We start from the raw sequence: 20,856 nt of genomic DNA on the forward strand, positions 1-20,856 counted from the left end.
GATTATTACCGAGGTTTCGCCGCATTACTCGGTTTTCTGCACAGAGTTCAACGCATCCCAAATACTCTGCGCGAGGGTATCTCCAATCCCCGGCACTTCGGCAATGGCCTCGACAGTGGCCTCGCGGATCTTCTTAACCGAGCCAAAGCGACGCAGGAGTGCCTTCTGTCGAGAGGGGCCAACGCCCGGGATCTCATCAAGAACCGAACGCTGCTGGGTTTTTGCGCGGCGTTTCCTATGAGCAGTGATTGCGAAACGATGGGATTCATCGCGCACGTATTGGAGCATGTACAAAGCAGCCGAGGTCCTGGGGAAAATAACCGGAAATTCTTCTCCTGGAATCCACACCTCTTCCAATCGCTTGGCCAAGCCAATCAGTGGAATATCAATTCCCATTGCGTCAAGCGCACTCCGGGCAGCGTTCACCTGAGGAAGACCACCGTCGACCACCACAAGGTCTGGCCGATAAGAGAAACGCCGCGGCCTACCACTGGCATCGACCGGACCGGACTCGAAAGCAATACCCTCATCATCTTCGCCATCTTCACCGTTTTCCTCGGCCAAGAGACGGCGGAAACGTCTACGCAACACTTCATCCATTGCCGAGGTGTCGTCCGGAGTCCCATGTCCGTCATCACCATGGATGTTGAAGTGCCGATAGGCATCCTTACGCGGCACGCCATCTTCAAAGACGACCATCGATCCAACCTGCTGTTGGCCCTGAGTATGCGAAATGTCGTAGCACTCAATTCGAAGAGGTGCGGCGGGAAGGTCAAGGTATTGCGCCAATTCATCCATTGCCTGGCCCCGTTGAGCAAGATCGCCCGAACGGCGAGTCTTGTGAAGCACCAGAGCCTGTTTCGCATTCTCCTTCACCGTCTCCATAAGCTGCGCTTTGTTGCCTCTTTGGGGAACATGAATATCGACGATGCCGCGGCGTTTGCCGCCAAGCCATTGAGCGAGTGTTTCTCGATCATCTGGCATAACGCTCACAAGAATTTCACGCGGAACCGCACGCGTCGGGGTGTGGGCGACATCATCGACGGAGACTGCTTGGGCTTGCTCAAGGGAACGTGGCCACGCGCCCGAGTCCTCCGGTACTTCAGAGTAAATCTGTTCGAATAGCCGAGACATGAGCTCTGATTCGCTGGCATCATCATCACGTGAAATCACCCAGCCACGTGTACCGCGGATTCGTCCTCCACGAACATGGAAGACATGAACAGCTGCATCCAATTCATCGCTCACGAGGGCAAAAATATCCGCATCAGTTCCATCGCCCAGAACCATGGTGTTCTTTTCGAGAACCGTTCGCAGCGCCTGTAAATCGTCGCGTTTTTCAGCCGCGGTTTCGAAATCAAGCTGAGCGCTTGCTTCGCGCATCTCGGCCTCGATCTGGCGCAATACGGGAGTTGCTCGGCCTTCCATGAACTCGCACATTGCTTGGGCAAGGGCTCGATGTTCTTCTTGAGAGATGCGCCCTACACAAGGGGCTGAGCACTTCTCGATATATCCCAATAAACAGGGGCGCCCCTGTGCCTGTGCACGACGAAAGACCCCGGCTGAACAGGTTCGCAGCGGAAACACTCGCAAGAGCAAATCGATAGTCTCTCGAATCGCCCAGACTTTTGTGTAGGGGCCAAAGTATCGGCTGTCCTTCCGACGTGCCTCGCGCGTAACCTGAACTCGCGGGTATTTCTCCCCAATACTGACTGCCAGGTAGGGATAGGACTTGTCGTCCTTAAACATCACGTTGAAGCGCGGATTAAATTCTTTAATCCACGTGAATTCCAAAGTGAGCGCTTCAATTTCGCTGCGTACCACTGTCCACTGAACCGAGGCCGCAGTCGTGACCATTTTCTGGGTGCGAGGGTGCAGATTAGCCAGGTCTTGAAAATAGTTCGTCAAACGTGCACGAAGATTTTTGGCTTTCCCAACATAGATCACTTGCCCCTGTTCATCGCGAAAACGGTACACCCCGGGATCGGTTGGGATTTCCCCGGTTTTCGGACGATAGGTTGATGGATCAGCCACTCTTTTAGCCTAGCGGCGCCAGGAACTTTCTGCGCACCCAGCAGGTCTATGGAAAAACTCTTGGTACTGGGTTTATCATTTCTTGAAGTTACCGGTGCGGAAAGGTTCGTCATGTTTACCCAGGCCCAAGAAGTTATTGACTTCATTGCACAAGAAGAGATCGCGTACATCGATGTGCGCTTCTGTGATCTTCCCGGCGTTCAGCAACATTTCACAATTCCCGCTAGCGAGCTCGAGGCATCAGTCCTTAAGGATGGCCTCATGTTCGACGGCTCTTCAGTCCGGGGTTTCACGCAAATCCACGAGTCGGACATGAAACTGATTCCCGACCTGTCCTCTGCGTTTATTGATCCCTTCCGCGCCAACAAGACACTGGTCATCATCTTCTCGATCGTCGACCCATTTACCGATGAGCCTTTCTCGCGCGATCCCCGCCAAGTCGCAGCCAAGGCCGAAGCTTACCTGCGTTCAACTGGTATTGCCGATACCTGCTACATCGGAGCAGAAGCTGAGTTCTTCGTCTTCAATGACGTTCGCTACCAAGTGACTCCCCAACACACCTTCTACGCTCTTGATTCTGACGAGGCCTACTGGAATACCGGACGCAGCGAAGCCGGCGGAAACCTCGGGTACAAGGTTCCCCTCAAGGGTGGGTACTTCCCTGTCTCCCCTGCTGACGACTTCACCGACCTGCGTGATGAAATGGCAAACCTCCTGACCGAGGTTGGACTTACCCTGGAACGCGCCCACCACGAGGTTGGTTCCGGTGGCCAGCAGGAAATCAACTACCGCTTCAATACCCTCATGGCCGCGGCTGATGACATGATGAAGTTCAAGTACGTCATCAAGAACGCTGCTCGCGCCGCCGGATTGTCCGCCACCTTCATGCCCAAGCCTATCTTCGGAGACAACGGCTCGGGGATGCACACACACCTGTCGTTGTGGAAGAACGGCGAGCCGCTTTTCTACGACGAACGAGGCTACGGTTCGCTTTCTGACACCGCGCGCTGGTTCATTGGCGGGCTGCTCGAGCATGCTCCTGCGCTTTTGGCGTTTACCAATCCGTCGGTTAATTCTTTCCGACGCCTTGTTCCTGGCTTCGAAGCTCCGATTAACCTTGTCTATTCAGCACGCAATCGCAGCGCATGCATTCGCATCCCTGTGACAGGAACATCCCCGGCCGCAAAGCGCGTCGAATACCGAGTTCCCGATCCCAGTGCGAACCCTTATCTTTCCTTCGCTGCATGCCTCATGGCGGGAATTGATGGAATTAAGCGCCGCATTGAGCCGGCTGCACCGATCGACAAGGACCTCTACGAGCTACCGAGCGCGGACTACGACTCAATTGCAAAGATTCCTTCAAGCTTGGAGGGCGCGCTCGAAGCGCTTCGCAACGATTATGAGTTCCTCACCGAAGGTGATGTCTTCACAGAAGACCTGATCGAAACCTGGATTAACTATAAAGAAACGGTGGAGATTGCCCCCATGCGCGCATATCCTCACCCCTACGAATTCCAGCTGTACTACGATCTGTGAGCTAGATGGCACTACTTTGGCGCTACTATGCCTAGTGTCAACCTGAAAAGTAGGTCCGAAACGGAGACGCAATGAAACGCTTGCGCGATGGCTCATACACCATCAAGCCCACGTTCACGATTCACAGCGACGAGCTACTTCCGGATCTCTTCATGCGGCGAGCAGAAGCGCATCCAGATCAGGTTGTCGTTGAAACACGAAGCTCAGTTGGTGCAGTTCGTTCAATGACCGCTGCAGAGCTCCAGCGTCAAGTCGAATACACAGCCTGTGGCCTTATCGGGCTGGGTGTTAACTCTGGAGACTCTGTTGCAATCCTCGCTTCGACATCCTTTGAGTGGATGCTTCTGGACCTTGCCTTGCTCTCCATTGGCGCAGTTACCGTCCCCATCTACGAATCTGACTCAGCGTCTCAGATTCAGCACATCCTTGAAGACGCACACGTTGTTCGCGTCTTTACCGCAACAACTCAACAGTCTGAACTCGTTCGTACGGTTGCACCCGCTTTCACGCGAGCCATTGAAAGCTTCGACCAAGGCGCCTTGCGCACTATTGCGCGGGCCGCGCGCGGCGTCTCAATCGATGACATCAATGAGCGTCGCTCATCTTTAAGCTCCTCATCGATCGCAACGATCATCTATACATCGGGCACGACGGGCGTCCCGAAGGGAGTCGTGCTCACCCACGCGAATTTCCTCGCAACAATTGCAGGTACACGCCAGGTGCTGGGCGCAGTCATCGACTCGCCTGATACTCGTCTCTTGCTCTTCCTCCCCGTCGCGCACGTGTTGGCACGTCTGGTGATGCACGTCGTGCTCTCTGGTGCTGGCGTTTTGGGTTTCTCGCCGAATATCAAGAATTTGCTTCCTGATATCCAGGCGTTCAAGCCTTCAATCTTGCTTGTCGTTCCTCGCGTTCTTGAGAAGGTCTACAACGCTGCTTCCTCAAAGGCCGGTGGCGGTCTTAAAGGACGAATGTTCGCGTGGAGTGCAAAGCAGGCGCGCAGCTACTCTGTCGCTCAGCAGCGCACTTTCGGCCCTTCACTAACGAAGAAACTCCGCCACGGCCTCGCAGATGCACTCGTCCTTAAGAAAATTCGTTCCGTTCTCGGGCCAAACTTGCGCTACATCGTTTCCGGTGGCGCGCCACTGGCTACCGATCTCGCTCAGTTCTACGCTGGCATGGGAATCACTCTTATCCAGGGCTACGGTCTATCAGAAACGACCGGTCCGATCGCTGTTCAGCATCTGGGAGCAAACCCGATTGGGACCGTCGGGCTTCCTCTTCCCGGTAATTTCATCAAAATTGCCAAGGATGGCGAGATCCTTGTCCGAGGTCAAGCAGTGATGCCCGGCTACTATCACCTTCCCGAAGAAACTCAGGCAGTCATGCCCGACGGACGGTGGTTCCACACAGGCGATATCGGTTCTATTTCGCGCAACGGTCAGCTCTCCATCACTGGCCGCAAGAAAGAGCTTATTGTGACGGCTGGTGGAAAGAATGTTTCTCCCGAGGTCCTTGAAGATGCGCTCGCAACGCACCCCCTCATCGCGAACGTCATTGTCGTCGGCGATCAACGTCCCTTCATCGGCGCTCTGATTACCTTGGATGCCGAAATGCTCCCCGATTGGCTTCGCAAGCACGGGCTGCCCCGCTGCTCCCCTGCCGAGGCCGCACAACTTCCTGAAGTTCAGGCCTCGCTTGAGCGCGCAATCGAGCGCGCAAATAAGGCTGTCTCTCGCGCGGAATCTATCCGTAAGTTCCGCATTATTGACGCCAGCTTCACCGTAGAAAACGGATACGTTACCCCTTCGATGAAGCTTCGTCGCCGCAAAGTCATTTCGGACTACGCGCACGAGATTGATGAACTTTACGGTGGACCAGTTGAAGCCACTGAAAAGCCGCGCCGCAGGTTCTTCTTCCGACGACGCGAGCGCTGACGTCTTCGGCCTCATCGCAACAATTACCGAAAGGGAAAACAGATGACAGTACGCAGGCTTGCAGACGGTTCGTGGGAGTCTCCGGCTACGCGACAGGCAACTCCCGAAATGAATATTCCGAAGATGCTTCGCTTGCGTGCTGAAAACTACCCCTCACAGGTAGCGATCGAACGCCGCTCTCCGGTCGGGGCGTGGCGGCCGGTTACCATCGATCAATTCCTTGCTGATGCGGACTCGCTTGCTCGTGGATTGATCGCACTTGGACTTGAACCGGGAGAGCATCTGGCAATCCTTGCACCCACATCCTACGAGTGGGCACTCGTTGATCTTGCCGCTCTATCGTGTGGAGCGATCACCGTACCGATCTACGAAACAGACTCGGCCGTCCAGATTGCCCATATCCTCAAAGACGCCGATGTTCGCATTGTCATCACTGCGACATCTCAACAAGCCGAACTTGTCCAGTCTGTTCGCACCGAAGGTGTCCGACAGATCTTATCGATCGACAAGGGTGCTCAAAGGGTCTTGGCTCAGGCCGGAATTGCAGTACCGATCGAGAAAGTTCGAGAGCGCACTGACGCAGTAACACTCGAGGACGAAGCGACAATCATCTACACCTCCGGAACCACCGGTGTTCCCAAGGGCGTCGTGCTCACTCACGGTAATTTCATTAGCCCAATGCTTCAGGCTTATGACTTCTTACCTCTCCTCATCAACGACCCGCGTTCTCGTTCGCTTCTGTTCTTACCAGTTGCACACGTCCTCGCACGTTTCGTCATGTACTGTTTGCTGGCAGGACAAGGGGTCGTTGCTTTTTCCCCTGATACGCGCAATCTGGTTGATGACATCGCCACCTTCAAGCCGAGTATGCTCCTTGTCGTTCCGCGTGTTTTGGAGAAGGTTTTCAATGCTGCGTCGGCCAAAGCTGGCGGCGGCTTTAAGGGACGTATGTTCTCGTGGGCCGCTCAGCAAGCACGAGCATTATCTCAAGCTACCGCATACGCGAACACCCCCAGACCCGAATCCCTGGTTGCAGGTCCGCTCCCCGACACGACGCCGGTCCCTGACGCCTCGGAAATCCCCTCACCTGGCCCTTCGACATTGCTTAAGATTCGCGGGCGAGTCGCCGACGCTTTGGTCCTCTCGAAGGTCAAGGCGATTCTCGGCCCCAATCTGCACACGATTATTTCGGGTGGCGCTCCCCTAGCTCTCGATCTCGCGAATTTCTACCGTGGTTTGGGTATTACGCTCTTGCAGGGCTATGGACTTTCCGAAACGACTGGCCCGATCACCGTCGAGACCCCTGAGGATTTCCCGCCGGACAGTGTTGGTTTCGTGTGGCCGGGTAACCAAGCAAAGTTGGCTTCCGATGGTGAGCTCCTTGTCCGCGGGATCTCCGTTTCGCGCGGGTACCATAATCTTCCCGAGGCCACAGCTGAGGCCTTCGTTGACGGCTGGTTCAAGACGGGAGATCTTGCTTCAATTGACGACCGAGGCCACGTGAGGATTACTGGCCGAAAGAAGGAACTGATCGTCACTGCGGGTGGCAAGAATGTTTCTCCAGAAATTTTGGAAGATGCTCTTTCCACGCACCCCCTTATCGCAAACATCATCGTCGTCGGTGATAACCGCCCCTATATCGGCGCGCTCATCTCATTAGATACCGAGATGCTCCCCGAATGGCTACGCTCGCATGGACTGCCCATCGTGGACGCGGCCCAAGCAGCCGAACTCCCTGCAGTTCGCGAGTCTTTGGAGCGCGCCATTGCCAGAGCAAATAAGAAAGTCTCACGCGCGGAGTCAATTCGACGCTATCGGATTGTTAATGCCGCATTCACGGTGGAGAACGGCTACATGACCCCATCGTTGAAGCTCAAGCGACGTCGCGTTCTGGCGGACTTCGCCGATGAGGTAGAGGCTCTCTACGAATCCGGGACTACTCCCGAAGCTCAGTGAAGTTGTGTGGGGCGGCTAGAAAAGATCTAGCCGCCCCACACAACTTGTTCACACATCTGAGAAGTGCTTACTTCCCGTTGAAGATTTCTGCCAAGAATTGGCCGGTAAAGGATTCCTCGACCTGCGCGACTTCCTCAGGAGTACCTTCGGCAACAACAGTGCCACCTCCGCTGCCTCCTTCGGGTCCCATGTCGATCACCCAGTCAGCACTCTTAATAACGTCCAAGTTATGCTCAATAACGATGACCGTATTGCCCTTATCGACGAGGCTTTGCAAGACGAGCAGCAACTTGCGGATATCTTCCGTATGCAGACCCGTTGTCGGTTCATCGAGAACGTAGACAGTGCGGCCAGTTGAGCGTCGTTGGAGTTCTGAGGCAAGTTTCACTCGTTGTGCTTCACCGCCCGACAGCGTGGTCGCAGCCTGGCCGAGGCGCACATAGCCCAATCCAACTTCCACCAAAGTGTTCAGGTGGCGCGCGATACGCGAGATAGGCGCGAAGAATTCTGCGGCCTCGGCAATGGGCATATTGAGGACGTCAGCGACGCTCTTTCCCTTGTACAAAATCTCCAGCGTTTCGCGGTTGTAGCGAGCGCCGTGGCAGACTTCGCAGGGAACGTAGACATCCGGAAGGAAGTTCATCTCAATCTTGAGAGTACCGTCTCCCTTGCAGGATTCGCAGCGACCTCCCTTGACGTTGAAAGAAAAGCGCCCCGGACCGTAACCGCGCAGCTTCGCTTCAGGGACCTCAGCAAAGAGTTTGCGGATCTGATCCCACACACCTGTATAGGTAGCGGGGTTCGAGCGAGGCGTACGGCCGATCGGCGACTGATCAACATGCACGACTTTATCGAGCTCATCGGTTCCAGTAACCGAGCGATGCCGTCCTGGAACTAGGCGTGCACCGTTGAGGCGCGTCGCCAGTGAACGGTAGAGAATCTGGTTGACCAGAGTCGACTTTCCTGAACCTGATACACCTGTTACGGCGATAAATGTTGAGAGCGGGAAGGAAACCGTCACGTTTTGCAAATTGTTCTCGTAAGCGCCCTTCACCGTAATTTGTCGCTGAGGATCGTGCGGACGCCGAGTGGCGGGAATGGCGATTGAACGCTTGCCACTTAAATATTGACCGGTCAGAGAGCGCTTATTTCGGCGAAGTTCGTCAAGCGTTCCGCTGTGGACAATCCAGCCGCCGTTCTCACCCGCGCCAGGACCAACGTCAACAATCCAGTCAGCTGCTTCAATCGTCTCTTCATCGTGCTCGACAACAATCAGAGTATTTCCAAGATCACGAAGTCTTTCCAAGGTCGCAATAAGCTTGCGGTTATCGCGTTGGTGAAGACCAATCGAGGGTTCGTCGAGAACATAGAGCACACCGACAAGACCTGAACCGATCTGTGTTGCCAGGCGGATACGCTGCGCCTCCCCGCCGGAGAGGGTGGCAGCGCCTCGTGAAAGGGTCAAATACGACAAACCCACATCCACGAGGAAGTTCAAGCGCGCACGAATTTCAGTCAAGATCGGTGCGGCAATGACCGAGGAGCGTTCCTCGAACTCAACATGATCCAGATGGTTCTTCGCCTGACTAATCGACAGATCCGAAAGCTGAGCAATTGATAGATCGCCAACAGTGACTGCAAGAACTTCCGGACGAAGCCGAGCTCCATGACACGCGCTACAGGGTACCTCGCGCATGTAGGAGTCCATCCGGTCAACCACGAGCTGTGATTCGGTTTCTTCTTTTTTGCGCTGAATGTAAGTCAGCGCACCTTCAAACCCAGTCGTGTAGGAACGTTCACGTCCCCAGCGGTTTCGGAATTTAACCTTCACCTCATAATTGCGACCGTTGAGGATGGCATCACGAACTTGAGCGGGGAGATCTTTCCACGGAGTGTCCATGGAAAATCCGAGTTCTTGAGAAAGCGCCGACAACAGGTGCTTGTGGTACTTAAAATTCGAATTCCAGACTATGACAGCGCCCTGTGCGAGGGAAAGCTCCTCATCTGGAACAACAAGTTCAGGATCGACTTCGAGCTTCGACCCAAGCCCTGAGCACTCCGGACACGCGCCATAGGGAGCGTTGAATGAGAAGGTTCGTGGTTCAATCTCGTCCAAAGCGAGTGGGTGGTCATTGGGGCACGAACGTTTCTCTGAATACTTGCGGCGACGCTCGGGATCATCCTCATCGAGATCAATGCAATCAATCACGACAAGACCATCGGATAAACGCAGCGATGTTTCAACAGAATCGGTCAAACGCTGACGCATACCTTCGCGGACGACAAGGCGATCAACGACAACTTCAATCGTGTGCTTGAGCTTCTTCTCGAGAGGTGGAACCTCTTCCAAACGCATCAATTGTCCGTCGATAATCGCACGTACATATCCGGAAGCTTTGAGCTCTTCAAGAAGATCTTGATATTCACCCTTGCGCCCACGAACTACAGGAGCTAGTACCTGGAAGCGCGTGCCCTCCGGCATTGAGCGAACGCGGTCGACAATCTGCTGTGGAGTCTGAGCTTGGATACGCGCACCACATGTTGGGCAGTGGGCGATACCAGCGCGCGCATACAACAGACGCAGGTAATCGTGGATCTCGGTAATTGTGCCCACCGTTGAGCGAGGATTACGCGATGTCGACTTTTGGTCGATCGAAACCGCCGGGGACAGTCCTTCGATGAAATCAACGTCGGGCTTATCCATCTGGCCGAGGAATTGCCGCGCGTATGAGGACAGAGATTCGACGTAGCGTCGTTGTCCTTCAGCGAAAATTGTATCGAAAGCGAGAGAGGACTTGCCCGAGCCTGACAATCCTGTAAAGACAATCATCGAATCGCGAGGGAGGTCAAGATCGACACCCTTGAGATTGTGCTCGCGCGCACCGCGGACAATTAACTGATCATGCACCCAATCAGTTTACGTGTTGACACGTTCTTTTTCTCGAACATGTGTTCTTAATCGCGTGCGCGACCTTCTTCTTCAGCTTCACGAAGCCGACCCAAATAGAGGACACGTGAGAACGCCTCAATCACAGCACCGGCACACAGGCCAGCACACACGATAACAGGCCACAAGGAAGCTGAAGGCCAGTCGAAAGCAAAGAATTGACGGGCAACGGGAATGAAGACACCGAGTACTCCCCCGGCGGCCATCGTACAAATGAGTGCAATGCGCCAAGGTACAAGAGGACGCGCAGTAATTGACAGCAACCACAGCCCCGCGATCAACACAGTAAGAGCTGCCGCAGTGGATCCGAGCGTGGTTCCATTTCCAACCGAGGAATAGACGGCAAGAGCGCTCACGCCAAGGACAATGCCGCTCGGGATAGCCAAAGAGAGGGTTCGAACGAGGAAGCCTGGAACATAACGCCTATTGTTTGGCCCAAGCGCAATAAAGAACGCGGGGATACCAATGGTCAGAGTGTCGACATAGGTGAAGTGGCGTGGGAGGAAAGGATAGCGCCATGCAAAAATCGCGCTCAGAATCACAAAGAGTGTGGCGTAGGTTGTCTTGGCGAGGAACAGAGAAGAGACGCGCTCCATATTCGCCATGATGCGTCGGCCCTCACCCAGAACGCTCGGTAATACAGAGAACTTCTGATCGACCAAAACAAGCTGCGAAACCGCTTTTGTCGCTGCGGCGCCGTTACCCATTGCAATGCCAAGATCCGCATCTTTGAGAGCAAGGGCGTCATTGACGCCATCACCTGTCATCGCGACGCAGTGTTTTTGAGTCTGAAGAGCTTTAACCAATGCACGTTTCTGTTCGGGAGTCACGCGCCCAAAGACATCAGTAGACTCAACGATCGCCAAGAATTCGGGTGAGGTCGGATCGCTCGGAAGCTGGCGTGCATCGAATGCTTGAGGCGCATTGCCATCTGGTGATTGCAAACCAACTTGAGCTGCCAGTGCGGCAACGGTTGTCGGGCTATCTCCAGAAATAATCCGAACGCGCACTCCTTGCCTGCGGAAATAGGCCAAGGTCTCACGAGCATCGTCTCGAAGGTCTTCCTCAAGGACAAGCAACGCAAGAGGCAAGGGATGCGCAGGAAGTGTCTGGTCATGAACTTTTTGGCCGTAGCGAACAACGACGAGGACACGCAATCCTTCCTCGGCGTACAGGCGGACTTTCTGACGAAGACCTTCAAGTTCCTCGATCCCATCGATGAGCATCTCAGGAGCACCCATCACGATCGAGGACTCCGCACTCCCCCACGCTGCCCATTTTCGTGCAGAAGAGAAGGGAATCGTCCAGGAATCCGCGCATTGCTCTAAGGGTAAGGAAGAATCTGAGTCCAGGTATTCCTTTACCGCATGGGCAGTCGCGTTGGTCTCATCATCATTAAGAACGCGAAGAGCAGTAAACAGTTCCTTATCGAAATCGTGCGTGTCAAGAACTTCGAGCGAACGCAAACGAATGCCACCGGTGGTCAGTGTCCCTGTCTTGTCCAAGCACAGAGCATCCACGCGGGCCAGAACCTCAACAGCCGGAAGTTCTTGAACAAGCGCGCCTCGACGGGCCAAAGTTGCAGATCCAATTGCGAAATTCATCGAGGTCAGGAGAACCAAACCTTGAGGGATCATTCCGACGACGCTCGCAACAGCCAAGACTAAAGCGTGCTGCCACGCATGAGGAACTCCGTCACCGGCAATGCGAGTCTGTGACCATAAGGTCAGCAGAATAATCGGCGGCAGGGCGACCGAAATAACGCGAAGAATCTTATTGATCCCCTGCTGGATTTCAGAAGTTGCCAAAGAGAAAGTCCGTGCGTGGCGAGCGATTCCCTGCGCATACAGGTCAGCTCCCACCGCTTGGACATGCATCAATCCGGAACCAGCGACAACCGATGTGCCTGCAAGAACCTGATCGCCAAGTTGTTTCAGGACTGGGCGCGATTCGCCGGTCAGCATCGATTCGTCAATTTCGAGGCCGGATACCTCGAGGATTTCGCCATCAGCCGCAATTTGGTCACCCAAACGGAGCTCGACGATATCGTCAAGAACGATATCGTCGACATCGATCTGTTCAGTGAGGCCATCTCGACGTACTTGTGCCCGCGGAGCATCGACTATTGCGAGGTTGTCTAGGGTCCGCTTCGCGCGCACTTCGGAAAAAATTCCGATGATCGCATTAATGATCATGATTCCGCCAAAAACTGCGTCTTGCCAGGATCCGAAAACAATCACAATGACCATCGCAACGCTGAGGATCGCGTTAAACAGAGTCAAGACATTTGCTCGGATGATCGAGGCCAATGAGCGAGAAGAGGGCAACTTCGTGACATTGAGCTGCCCGGCCTGGCGTCGGGCTTCAACTTCTTGCCTCGTTAAGCCGGTGATTGTAGTTTCTGGCGTGTTCGTTGTCACTTGGGCTAGCTCCTGGTCTTCTGGCGGCGAGAATGAATAAGCGAAGTAATAACGGTAATGATCAAGGTACCGGCAATAACGCCCAAAGAAATGGGAATACCAATCTCCGGTACGGAGTGGATCGGCTGGCCGCCGTTAATGAAGGGCACGGAGTTCTCGTGCATGGCATGAAGAACAAGCTTGATGCCAATGAATCCAAGAATCACAGCAAGGCCGTAGTTCAGGAAGACAAGCTTCTCCAAAAGACCGTCGATGAGGAAGAAGAGCTGACGAAGGCCAAGAAGAGCGAAGGCATTGCAGGCAAAGACCAAATAGGACTCCGTGGTGAGCCCAAGAATCGCAGGAATTGAATCGAGTGCGAACATGAGGTCTGCCGACCCCAATGCAAGAACGACAAGGAAGAGCGGAGTAACGGAAGTGCGCCCGCTGTGCCGGTAAAAGAAGCGATCACCGATATAGCCATCGGTCACCGGGAAGATACGGCGGACAAAACGAACAAAGCGATTCTCTTCAACTTCTTCCTCTTCTTGTTCTTCCGAGGCGCCCTCCCGTGCCTGGGAATAAGCGGTCCACAAGAGCCACGCACCAAAGAAGAAGAACATCCACGTAAAGCGATTGACTAGCGTGACACCGACAACGATGAAGAAAGCGCGGAAGATCAGCGCCAAAATGATGCCCGCCAATAATGCCTTCTGCTGAAATTCACGAGGAACCCTAAAGGAGGACATGATGATGACGAAAACAAAGAGATTATCCAGCGAGAGCGACCATTCCATCATGTAGCCGCTGTAGAACTGGATGGCAAAGCTTGGACCATAGATAGCCCAGATAGCAACACCGAAAGCAACCGCAAGAGCAACGTAGCCCAAAGTCCACGCTGTCGCTTCTTTCATCGATGGTGCATGAGGTTTACGTACGTGTCCAACAATATCGGTCGTAATCAGCGCAATAACAACGATGGCTAGGCCGATCCAGCCAAGGATGTGTACGTCCACAAGTGACCTTTCAGGGAGTGAGGCTTGAGGTCTCTTCCCACCCATTATTGGGCGGCAACACCGGGTACCGAGGCGATACCGCGTTGACGATGGTGCGCTTCGTGGGAGTACTCCCCTCACTCATAGAGTAACAACGATTCTGCTCACACTCCTACATAAGAATGCCAAGTCGTTAAGAGCTTCACACCGCAGTGCTCTAAACTCGATGGGGTGAGCGTTAAAGACCCTGCAGCCCAGATTTCCCGACTGCGTCGCCTGAAGGAGACCCTTTTCGGGTCAACCCAGGCCCCTTTTGAGCTCCCGGTTGTACGCTCGTGCGCATTTGATACTACTCGCCTCGCTCACGCCGCCGGAGTCTCACGTCTCGCTGAATTGGGTAGACGTGAGGTACGTGAACTTGATCCTTCTGTCCTTGCAAACACTGATCTCTTTTTTACCGAAGTACGCAACGCACTGGAACACCGCGGAATTATCTGGCTCATCGGCCCCATCAATCGCGAGGAACTTAAGCGCCTTGCCGGTCCTTTGTTCCATCTTTTTGTTAACGTTGGGGCCGAGCACTCCAAAGAGCGCACAGTCTTTGCCTTGAGAGTCAGCAAGCTCGTTCACGAGTTGCTCCCTGATCCAGGCTTTCGTGAGGCTCTCCAGGGGATGAATGCAACGCGAACTCCACACGGCCTCGTACACCAAATCGAAGCCAGCGGGGTCACGGTCTACAAGCGTTCGCTGATCACCCGAATCCTCAAAGATCCGCGTGTATGGGTCTACCTCGTGGTTTTTGTGTACTCCTCATTGCGCGCCCTACCGGTGATCTTCGTCCCACAATTCCATGGATCAGTCCTCGTCTTGTGGTCGATCGACGTCCTGACCGCAGTTCCCTACACCTGGGGAATCCTCGCAATGATCACCGCCTCGAGGCCACTGGAGCGCTACGCCGGTGCGATCGTCGCGCTGGTGACCTTTATCTCGCCATACGTTTACTTTTGGATCCACGGACGCGGATACCCAGGATCGGTGGTTGTCATTGTCGCTCTGATGATCCTCGCGTCAATCGCAACTGAAGTGTGGCGCTCGGTCCAAAACTCGCGACTGGTGAAACGCTACTCCGCGTCACGCAACTCCTGAGGAATCCCCTGGATGGAACGGATTGCGCTCACAACGAGGATCCAAATCCCGGCAACCCACCAAATTCCTGTGAGGATGATTGGGCGTACAGGGGCGTAGGCAACGAGCGCTGCCGTCGCAGCAACCCACACCAGTGCCGCCACAATGTTAAGTGCACGCAAACGCCCGACTCTGAATGGATGAACGAAGGCAATCGGAGCGACCGTCAGTACCGCCAAAATAACCGTGGCAACAACGTTGAAAACCGCGCCAGTCTGGAAAATCCACATAATTGCAGCTACGACATTCCAAGCAGCCGGGAATCCCATGAAGTAGTGGTCAGGGGTTTTCAGCGACACATTGCAGTAGCAGAACATCGATGAGATGCAGACCAACAGGGCCATGCCGATACCAAGTGCCCGCGATCCAAAAGGAAGGTGGAAGGCCATGAACAGAGCAGGGATGAAAGTCCACGTCAGATAGTCAACGATATTGTCCAGAGTTGCCCCATCGAAGCCAGGCGCGTATTCACTGACGCGAACTGCCCGCGCGATTGAGCCGTCGACGGCGTCAACGAGAAGTGCGATTCCCAGCCACAACCACATATGGCGGATATGCCCTTCGAAGAGAGCAATCGTTGCAAGTGTTGCCCAGAGAACACCGGTCAGAGTGAAGGCGTGAGCACCCCATGCCATAGCACGCTTATGAAAAGGAACGGGACGCGTTTGCGTGTGCGCCGTCGTAGACACAATCGACTCCCAAAGTCGCGAACAAGAACGTACCTATCTTAAGCGTTTCTCTGAGCAATACCTACCACTTTCCACAAGTCGTTAGTGAGCGGCTTTCATCGCGCGAAGTTCTTTCTTCAGTTCACTGAGTTCATCACGAAGCCTTGCCGCAAGCTCAAATTGAAGATCCTGAGCTGCCTCCATCATTCGATCAGAAAGCTGACGGATCAGTGCTTCCAAATCACTTTCGGCCATCTGAGCAAGTTCTTCGCGTGTGCGCGTTAAGCCTTCACGCCCCGCAAACGAAGCCATCTCATCGGCGCGAATATCGCTGGCTACGCGTTCGCGCCTATATCCGCCCTCGAGCAACTCTGCTGTGTCGACTTCTTCACGAGCGAGCATGTCCGTGACATCTGCAATCTTTTTACGCAGAGGCTTGGGATCAATACCGTGTTCGGTGTTGTACGCGATCTGAATTTCACGGCGCCGTTCGGTTTCGTCGATTGCAGCACGCATCGAATCGGTGATGTCATCGGCGTACATGTGAACTTCGCCAGAGACATTACGCGCGGCGCGCCCAATCGTCTGAATGAGAGAACGAGTCGAACGCAGGAAGCCCTCCTTGTCTGCGTCCAAGATTGAAACGAGAGAAACTTCCGGAAGGTCCAAACCTTCCCTCAAAAGGTTAATTCCCACAAGAACGTCGAAAGTTCCCAAACGCAACTCACGCAAAAGCTCAACTCGTCTCAGGGTATCGACATCTGAGTGCAGGTATTCAACCTTCACTCCGCGCTCGGCAAGGTACGTCGTCAGGTCCTCAGCCATCTTCTTTGTCAGCGTTGTCACAAGAACGCGTTCGTCACGCTCGACACGCTCACGAATCTGCTCGAGAAGGTCATCAACTTGGCCTTGAGTCGGCTTAACCACAACCTTCGGATCGACAAGACCCGTGGGGCGAATGATCTGTTCCACTACCCCATCGGACCTATCGAGTTCATAGGATCCTGGCGTGGCTGAAAGGTACACGGTCTGACCAATGCGCTCGGTAAATTCATCCCATTTCAGCGGCCGGTTGTCCATTGCCGAAGGCAAGCGGAAGCCATGCTCGATCAATGTACGTTTGCGCGACATATCCCCTTCAAACATTGCTCCGATTTGGGGAACTGTCACATGCGATTCATCAATAACGAGTACAAAGTCATCAGGGAAGTAATCGAGAAGAGTATGAGGCGGAGTACCTGCCTCGCGCCCATCAATATGGCGTGAGTAGTTTTCGACACCCGCACATGTCCCGATTTCTTTGAGCATCTCCAAGTCATAGGTTGTGCGCATTCGCAGACGCTGCGCCTCGAGCAATTTCCCCTGTGATTCGAACCATTCAAGACGCTCTTCAAGCTCCGCCTCAATCGAAGCAATTGCACGTTTCATTCGTTCTTCGCCCGCAACATAGTGCGAGGCAGGAAAGAGATAAACATGATCGACTTCTTTAATGACATTGCCCGTTACAGGATGGAGTACAGCAAGAGAATCAATCTCATCGCCAAACATTTCAATCCTGATTGCCAGTTCTTCATAGACGGGAATGATCTCGACGGTATCCCCGCGCACTCTGAAGGTCCCGCGCGTGAATCCAAGGTCGTTTCGCGCATACTGCATGGAAATGAACGCCCGCAGGAGGTCATCGCGGTCAATCGTCATTCCTCGACTCAGCTCAATCATTCGTGCGACATATTCTTCCGGCGTACCAAGGCCGTAAATACATGAAACGGAAGAAACAACGACGGTATCACGGCGAGTCAGCAAAGAATTTGTCGCACTGTGACGTAGCCGTTCGACTTCTTCGTTGATCGACGAGTCTTTTTCGATAAAAGTATCGGTCTGAGGAACGTAAGCTTCCGGCTGATAGTAGTCGTAGTACGAGACGAAGTACTCGACCGCATTCTTGGGCAACAGCTGGCGAAACTCTGCAGCTAGCTGCGCAGCCAAGGTCTTGTTGGGTTCCAAAACCAAAGCTGGACGCTGAATTTCCTCGATCAGCCACGCCGTTGTCGCGCTCTTACCGGTTCCCGTAGCCCCCAGCAGAACAATGTCTTGTTCACCCGCGCGAAGTCTCTCGGCAAGCTCGTGAATAGCCTTCGGCTGGTCACCCGACGGGGTGTATTCAGAAATCACTTCAAAGGGGTATTCCTGACGAAGGATGGGGGTATCGCTCATAGTCTTAGGCTAAGGAATTCTCGGAGGTTCTGCGCGCTCACCGCCGCAAAGATAGCGAACTTAGGATTCGAGGATCGTGATGGTCGGCCTCACTTACGACGCATAAGGTCGGTGCAGGCGTTCTTCGAGATGAAGATTGCCTGCACCGACCCCTTGTGCACTGCTTCGTACGTTGTTAGGAAGCTATGCCTCATTTACGCCGAGGGCTCATGTGTTGAGCAGTTGCAGGCGTCGGCCAAGCGAGCATCAGCACTCCCACTACTGCCAAGAGTCCAGCGAACACAAACCCAATGGAGTTACTTCCTGTTGCGGCGAGTGTGCGTGCAGAATTTGGATTCTGAGCAGAGGCAGCTTCTGCGTTTCGCGCGACAACGGCGTTTTGCGTGTCCGCCTCATTGGTGGACGTGATTGCGCTTTGACCGGCACCAATCTCACGTTCGTGCGAGGGTTGCGGAAGAAGCTGCGAAAGCGCAGGTTGCTCATTGGACGGTGAGGCATCAGGCTGGTTCACCGATGTGTCTCCTGCTCCTTCAGTCGAAGGATTCGCAGGTGCTTCAGATGGCGCCGATGCCGTCGCCTCTGGGCGCGTAGGTAGGGTTGAGCTTGCTGCTTCCGTAGGCTGAGCCGGCGCTGTAGCATCGCTGCTTCGACGAGCTCGCGGGGGACGCTGCGTAGTTGCAGACGCCACCGGTTCCGAGGCCGTGGGCTGAGTAGAGGGCGCTACAGTGGTTGGTCGCGGCGTAGCCTTTGGATCTTCGGAAGGCGTGGGCGCTGAAACAGTCGGTACCGGCATGGGTGCGACCGAGGCCGTGGGCTGAGTGGAGGGGGCTGCGCTTGTGGGCTGAGCAGGCACGCTCGGTTGCACTGTTACTTCACTCGAAGGCTGAGGGGCCGCAGTAGTCGGCATGGGAGCAGGCGCCGTCGTCACAGTCGGTTGAGTACTAGGTTCTGGATCGGCGGTAGCCGTTGAGGGAAGCGGGGCTGGCTCGCTCGTGGCATTGCTGTTCTTCTTCCACACACGGACGTAGTCAACGAGCATGTCGGAACCAGCACCTTGATAGGCTTCCTTGAACTTAATCGCATCGGTGTACGTCGTATCACCACGCTCAGAGGCTAGGAAAGAACCCCCAACCATGTGGTTGAGACGAAGCACCATGCCATTGGCATCATTGATAAAGGGGTTATCTCCTTTAACTTGATCGTAAGTGACGGTGTGTCCCCGCTTCCCATCCAAATAGAAGGTGATTGAGTTCCCGTTCTTTTCCACACCATAGGTATGGAACTGAGTCTGCGAAGTACCATCGCCTCCGAGCTGTCCCATGTGCTGCTCAGTCTTTTGAGGATTCCCGACCCGAGGTGTATGAACATTCGCTTGTAGGAAGTTCGGATCCCATCCTTTAGCTTCGACGACGTCAATCTCACCGTGAGCCGGGAAAGATGCCGGGGCAATACCGGTCATCCAAAATGCTGGCCACGATGCAACGGCACTAGGGAGTTTGATACGTGCCTCAGCATAGAAGTCGCCATAGGCGGCGTACTTTATGCCTTTGTTGTCGCGCGTCTGAACCATTGCTGATGTGAAAGGAGCTTTGTAGGTTTCGGAGCGCCCATTGACCGTTCGAGTGCATTCACGGTCGACCGTGATCATTGAACGCGAGCGACTGTCATACTTTTGACGCGTTGGCTCATACTTCGCGGTCAAATGGAGATTTCCACCCGAGACGGACGCATTCTCCTTCGAATCGGTGTACTGGGCCTGTGAGCGCGTTTTCGGGTCAAAGCAGGAGTATTCGTATCCCCACTTCGAAGTGTCAAGTTCATTTCCGGTGAATTCATCCTGAAAGATCAGAGTGTTGTATCCCAGGGCTTGAACTTCATTGGGAGTCGGCTGAACATCGCCTGCGCTTGCAAAAGACAGTCCTCCCACCGTCATCGCTGCACCGAGCGCCAATGTTCCAAGCGTACGCACAGCTCTATTCCCCGAAAAACGATTCGTCTTTACGTGTGCCATTTATCCTCACTCTGCGGCAAATGTCGACTACGAAACCAGAGGTCATCCCGTATCACGTACGAGAAGCTGCCAAATCAATGGACCAGCGCAATCTCTGATTCCCGGCGCTCAGGCCGATACCGGTTTACTTACATGTTCAAATCTATAGTTGCAGGTAAACCTGGTTTTTCCTGAGTGATTTCCGGATTAATAGTTGAAGATTTCCCATTGAAATAATGGGAAAACTGGGCGAATACTGAAGCCTATATTCGGTTAAATCCCCGAGGGGCTCAGCCAACGCGCAACGAAGGTACGGGTCAGATTTGTCAGATCTTCTTCACTGCCTGAGTTGTCGACCCATATCGAGGCAATGCCCCGACGCTGCTCGTCACTCACTTGCCTGCTGATGCGCACTGCCGCTTCTTGCCTACTCATCCCGCGTTTTTCCAAACGGTCAAGACGCACATCCAACGGAGCACTCACCATGATGACCCCATCGAATGCATCCGCATCTTCGTGCCTTGTCAGTAGTGGCACATCATAGACAGCGAGCTTCCCGTCTCCAGCTTGCGCAAGACGTTCCTGCGCCAAAGCAGCGATTGCTGGATGAGTAAGTGAATTAAGCAGAGCTGTACCTTCGGCTGAAGAAAAAGCGCGTTGGGCTAAGAGCTGTCGGTCAAGTACCCCGCCTGCTCCGACAAGGTCACTCCCAAAATTCACAAGCACCGCCTCGTAGACGGGATGATCGGGGGAAAGTACCTCGCGCGCAAGTTCGTCCGCGTCGACAATGTGCGCGCCGAGGCCTCGTAAAGCGCGCGCGAGCGTGGACTTACCGGCGCCGATTCCCCCGCTGAGAGCAAGCACGTGGGATGGTCCCAAGGGATGCGCCTCGGGAATCGCTCGTAAGAGAATAGCGCTCGATGAACCTGAGCAAATGAGAGTGTTCACATCTGAAGCGTAGAACAATGAACAGCACTTGGCTAAAGAGGTATGAA

At 54.3% G+C, this 20,856-nt stretch carries 12 protein-coding genes; 4 read left to right on the plus strand and 8 right to left on the minus strand.

What is annotated here, in order from left to right:
• Window positions 1–24: 24 nt before the first annotated feature.
• Entirely contained in the window at window positions 25–2,034 is a 2,010-nt protein-coding gene (gene uvrC / locus BQ8011_RS06515; RefSeq protein ID WP_072455794.1) for an excinuclease ABC subunit UvrC, read from the minus strand.
• 111 nt (window positions 2,035–2,145) lie between these two features.
• Here uvrC and glnA point away from each other — a divergent pair, with 111 nt between their 5' ends.
• The 3 genes from glnA to BQ8011_RS06530 all read left to right on the plus strand — a co-directional run bounded on the left by glnA (window position 2,146) and on the right by BQ8011_RS06530 (window position 7,463).
• A complete protein-coding gene (gene glnA / locus BQ8011_RS06520) occupies window positions 2,146–3,570 on the plus strand; it encodes a type I glutamate--ammonia ligase (protein ID WP_072457717.1) in 1,425 nt (474 codons plus the stop codon).
• 71 nt (window positions 3,571–3,641) lie between these two features.
• Window positions 3,642–5,507, plus strand: coding sequence for an AMP-dependent synthetase/ligase (locus BQ8011_RS06525; RefSeq protein ID WP_072455796.1), 1,866 nt, complete (start codon window positions 3,642–3,644; stop codon window positions 5,505–5,507).
• A gap of 42 nt (window positions 5,508–5,549) precedes the next feature.
• Window positions 5,550–7,463, plus strand: coding sequence for an AMP-dependent synthetase/ligase (locus BQ8011_RS06530; protein WP_072455798.1), 1,914 nt, complete (start codon window positions 5,550–5,552; stop codon window positions 7,461–7,463).
• Window positions 7,464–7,530: 67 nt separating this feature from the next.
• Here BQ8011_RS06530 and uvrA read toward each other — a convergent pair whose 3' ends face one another.
• Genes uvrA through BQ8011_RS06545 form a run of 3 tightly spaced genes read right to left on the minus strand, consistent with a single transcriptional unit; the run spans window position 7,531 to window position 13,825 of the window.
• The gene (uvrA, locus tag BQ8011_RS06535) at window positions 7,531–10,371 is read right to left on the minus strand and encodes an excinuclease ABC subunit UvrA (RefSeq protein ID WP_072455800.1); all 2,841 of its coding nucleotides are present in this window, start codon (window positions 10,369–10,371) and stop codon (window positions 7,531–7,533) included.
• Between the two features lie 47 nt (window positions 10,372–10,418).
• A complete protein-coding gene (locus BQ8011_RS06540; RefSeq protein ID WP_072455802.1) occupies window positions 10,419–12,830 on the minus strand; it encodes an HAD-IC family P-type ATPase in 2,412 nt (803 codons plus the stop codon).
• Between the two features lie 5 nt (window positions 12,831–12,835).
• Complete coding sequence (locus BQ8011_RS06545) at window positions 12,836–13,825, minus strand: TerC family protein (protein WP_072455804.1); 990 nt, start codon at window positions 13,823–13,825, stop codon at window positions 12,836–12,838.
• A 210-nt stretch (window positions 13,826–14,035) separates the two neighbouring features.
• Here BQ8011_RS06545 and BQ8011_RS06550 point away from each other — a divergent pair, with 210 nt between their 5' ends.
• Window positions 14,036–14,950 (plus strand): hypothetical protein, encoded by a 915-nt coding sequence (locus tag BQ8011_RS06550; RefSeq protein ID WP_072455806.1) that lies wholly within the window; start codon window positions 14,036–14,038, stop codon window positions 14,948–14,950.
• Here the strand turns inward: BQ8011_RS06550 and BQ8011_RS06555 are convergent.
• From BQ8011_RS06555 to coaE, 4 genes are all read right to left on the minus strand, one after another.
• A complete protein-coding gene (locus BQ8011_RS06555; RefSeq protein WP_231945288.1) occupies window positions 14,926–15,678 on the minus strand; it encodes a CDP-alcohol phosphatidyltransferase family protein in 753 nt (250 codons plus the stop codon). The two genes, BQ8011_RS06550 and BQ8011_RS06555, sit on opposite strands and share 25 nt — an antisense overlap.
• A gap of 81 nt (window positions 15,679–15,759) precedes the next feature.
• Entirely contained in the window at window positions 15,760–17,871 is a 2,112-nt protein-coding gene (gene uvrB, locus BQ8011_RS06560) for an excinuclease ABC subunit UvrB (RefSeq protein WP_072455810.1), read from the minus strand.
• A 190-nt stretch (window positions 17,872–18,061) separates the two neighbouring features.
• Window positions 18,062–19,882 carry a glycoside hydrolase family 16 protein gene (locus tag BQ8011_RS06565; RefSeq protein WP_072455812.1) on the minus strand — a complete coding sequence of 607 codons (1,821 nt, stop codon included), beginning with the start codon at window positions 19,880–19,882 and terminating at the stop codon, window positions 18,062–18,064.
• 252 nt (window positions 19,883–20,134) lie between these two features.
• Complete coding sequence (coaE, locus tag BQ8011_RS06570) at window positions 20,135–20,809, minus strand: dephospho-CoA kinase (protein WP_072457719.1); 675 nt, start codon at window positions 20,807–20,809, stop codon at window positions 20,135–20,137.
• Window positions 20,810–20,856: the final 47 nt, after the last annotated feature.

Origin of the sequence: Actinomyces marseillensis (assembly GCF_900155605.1) — a bacterium.
Taxonomy (GTDB): Bacteria; Actinomycetota; Actinomycetes; order Actinomycetales; family Actinomycetaceae; genus Pauljensenia; species Pauljensenia marseillensis.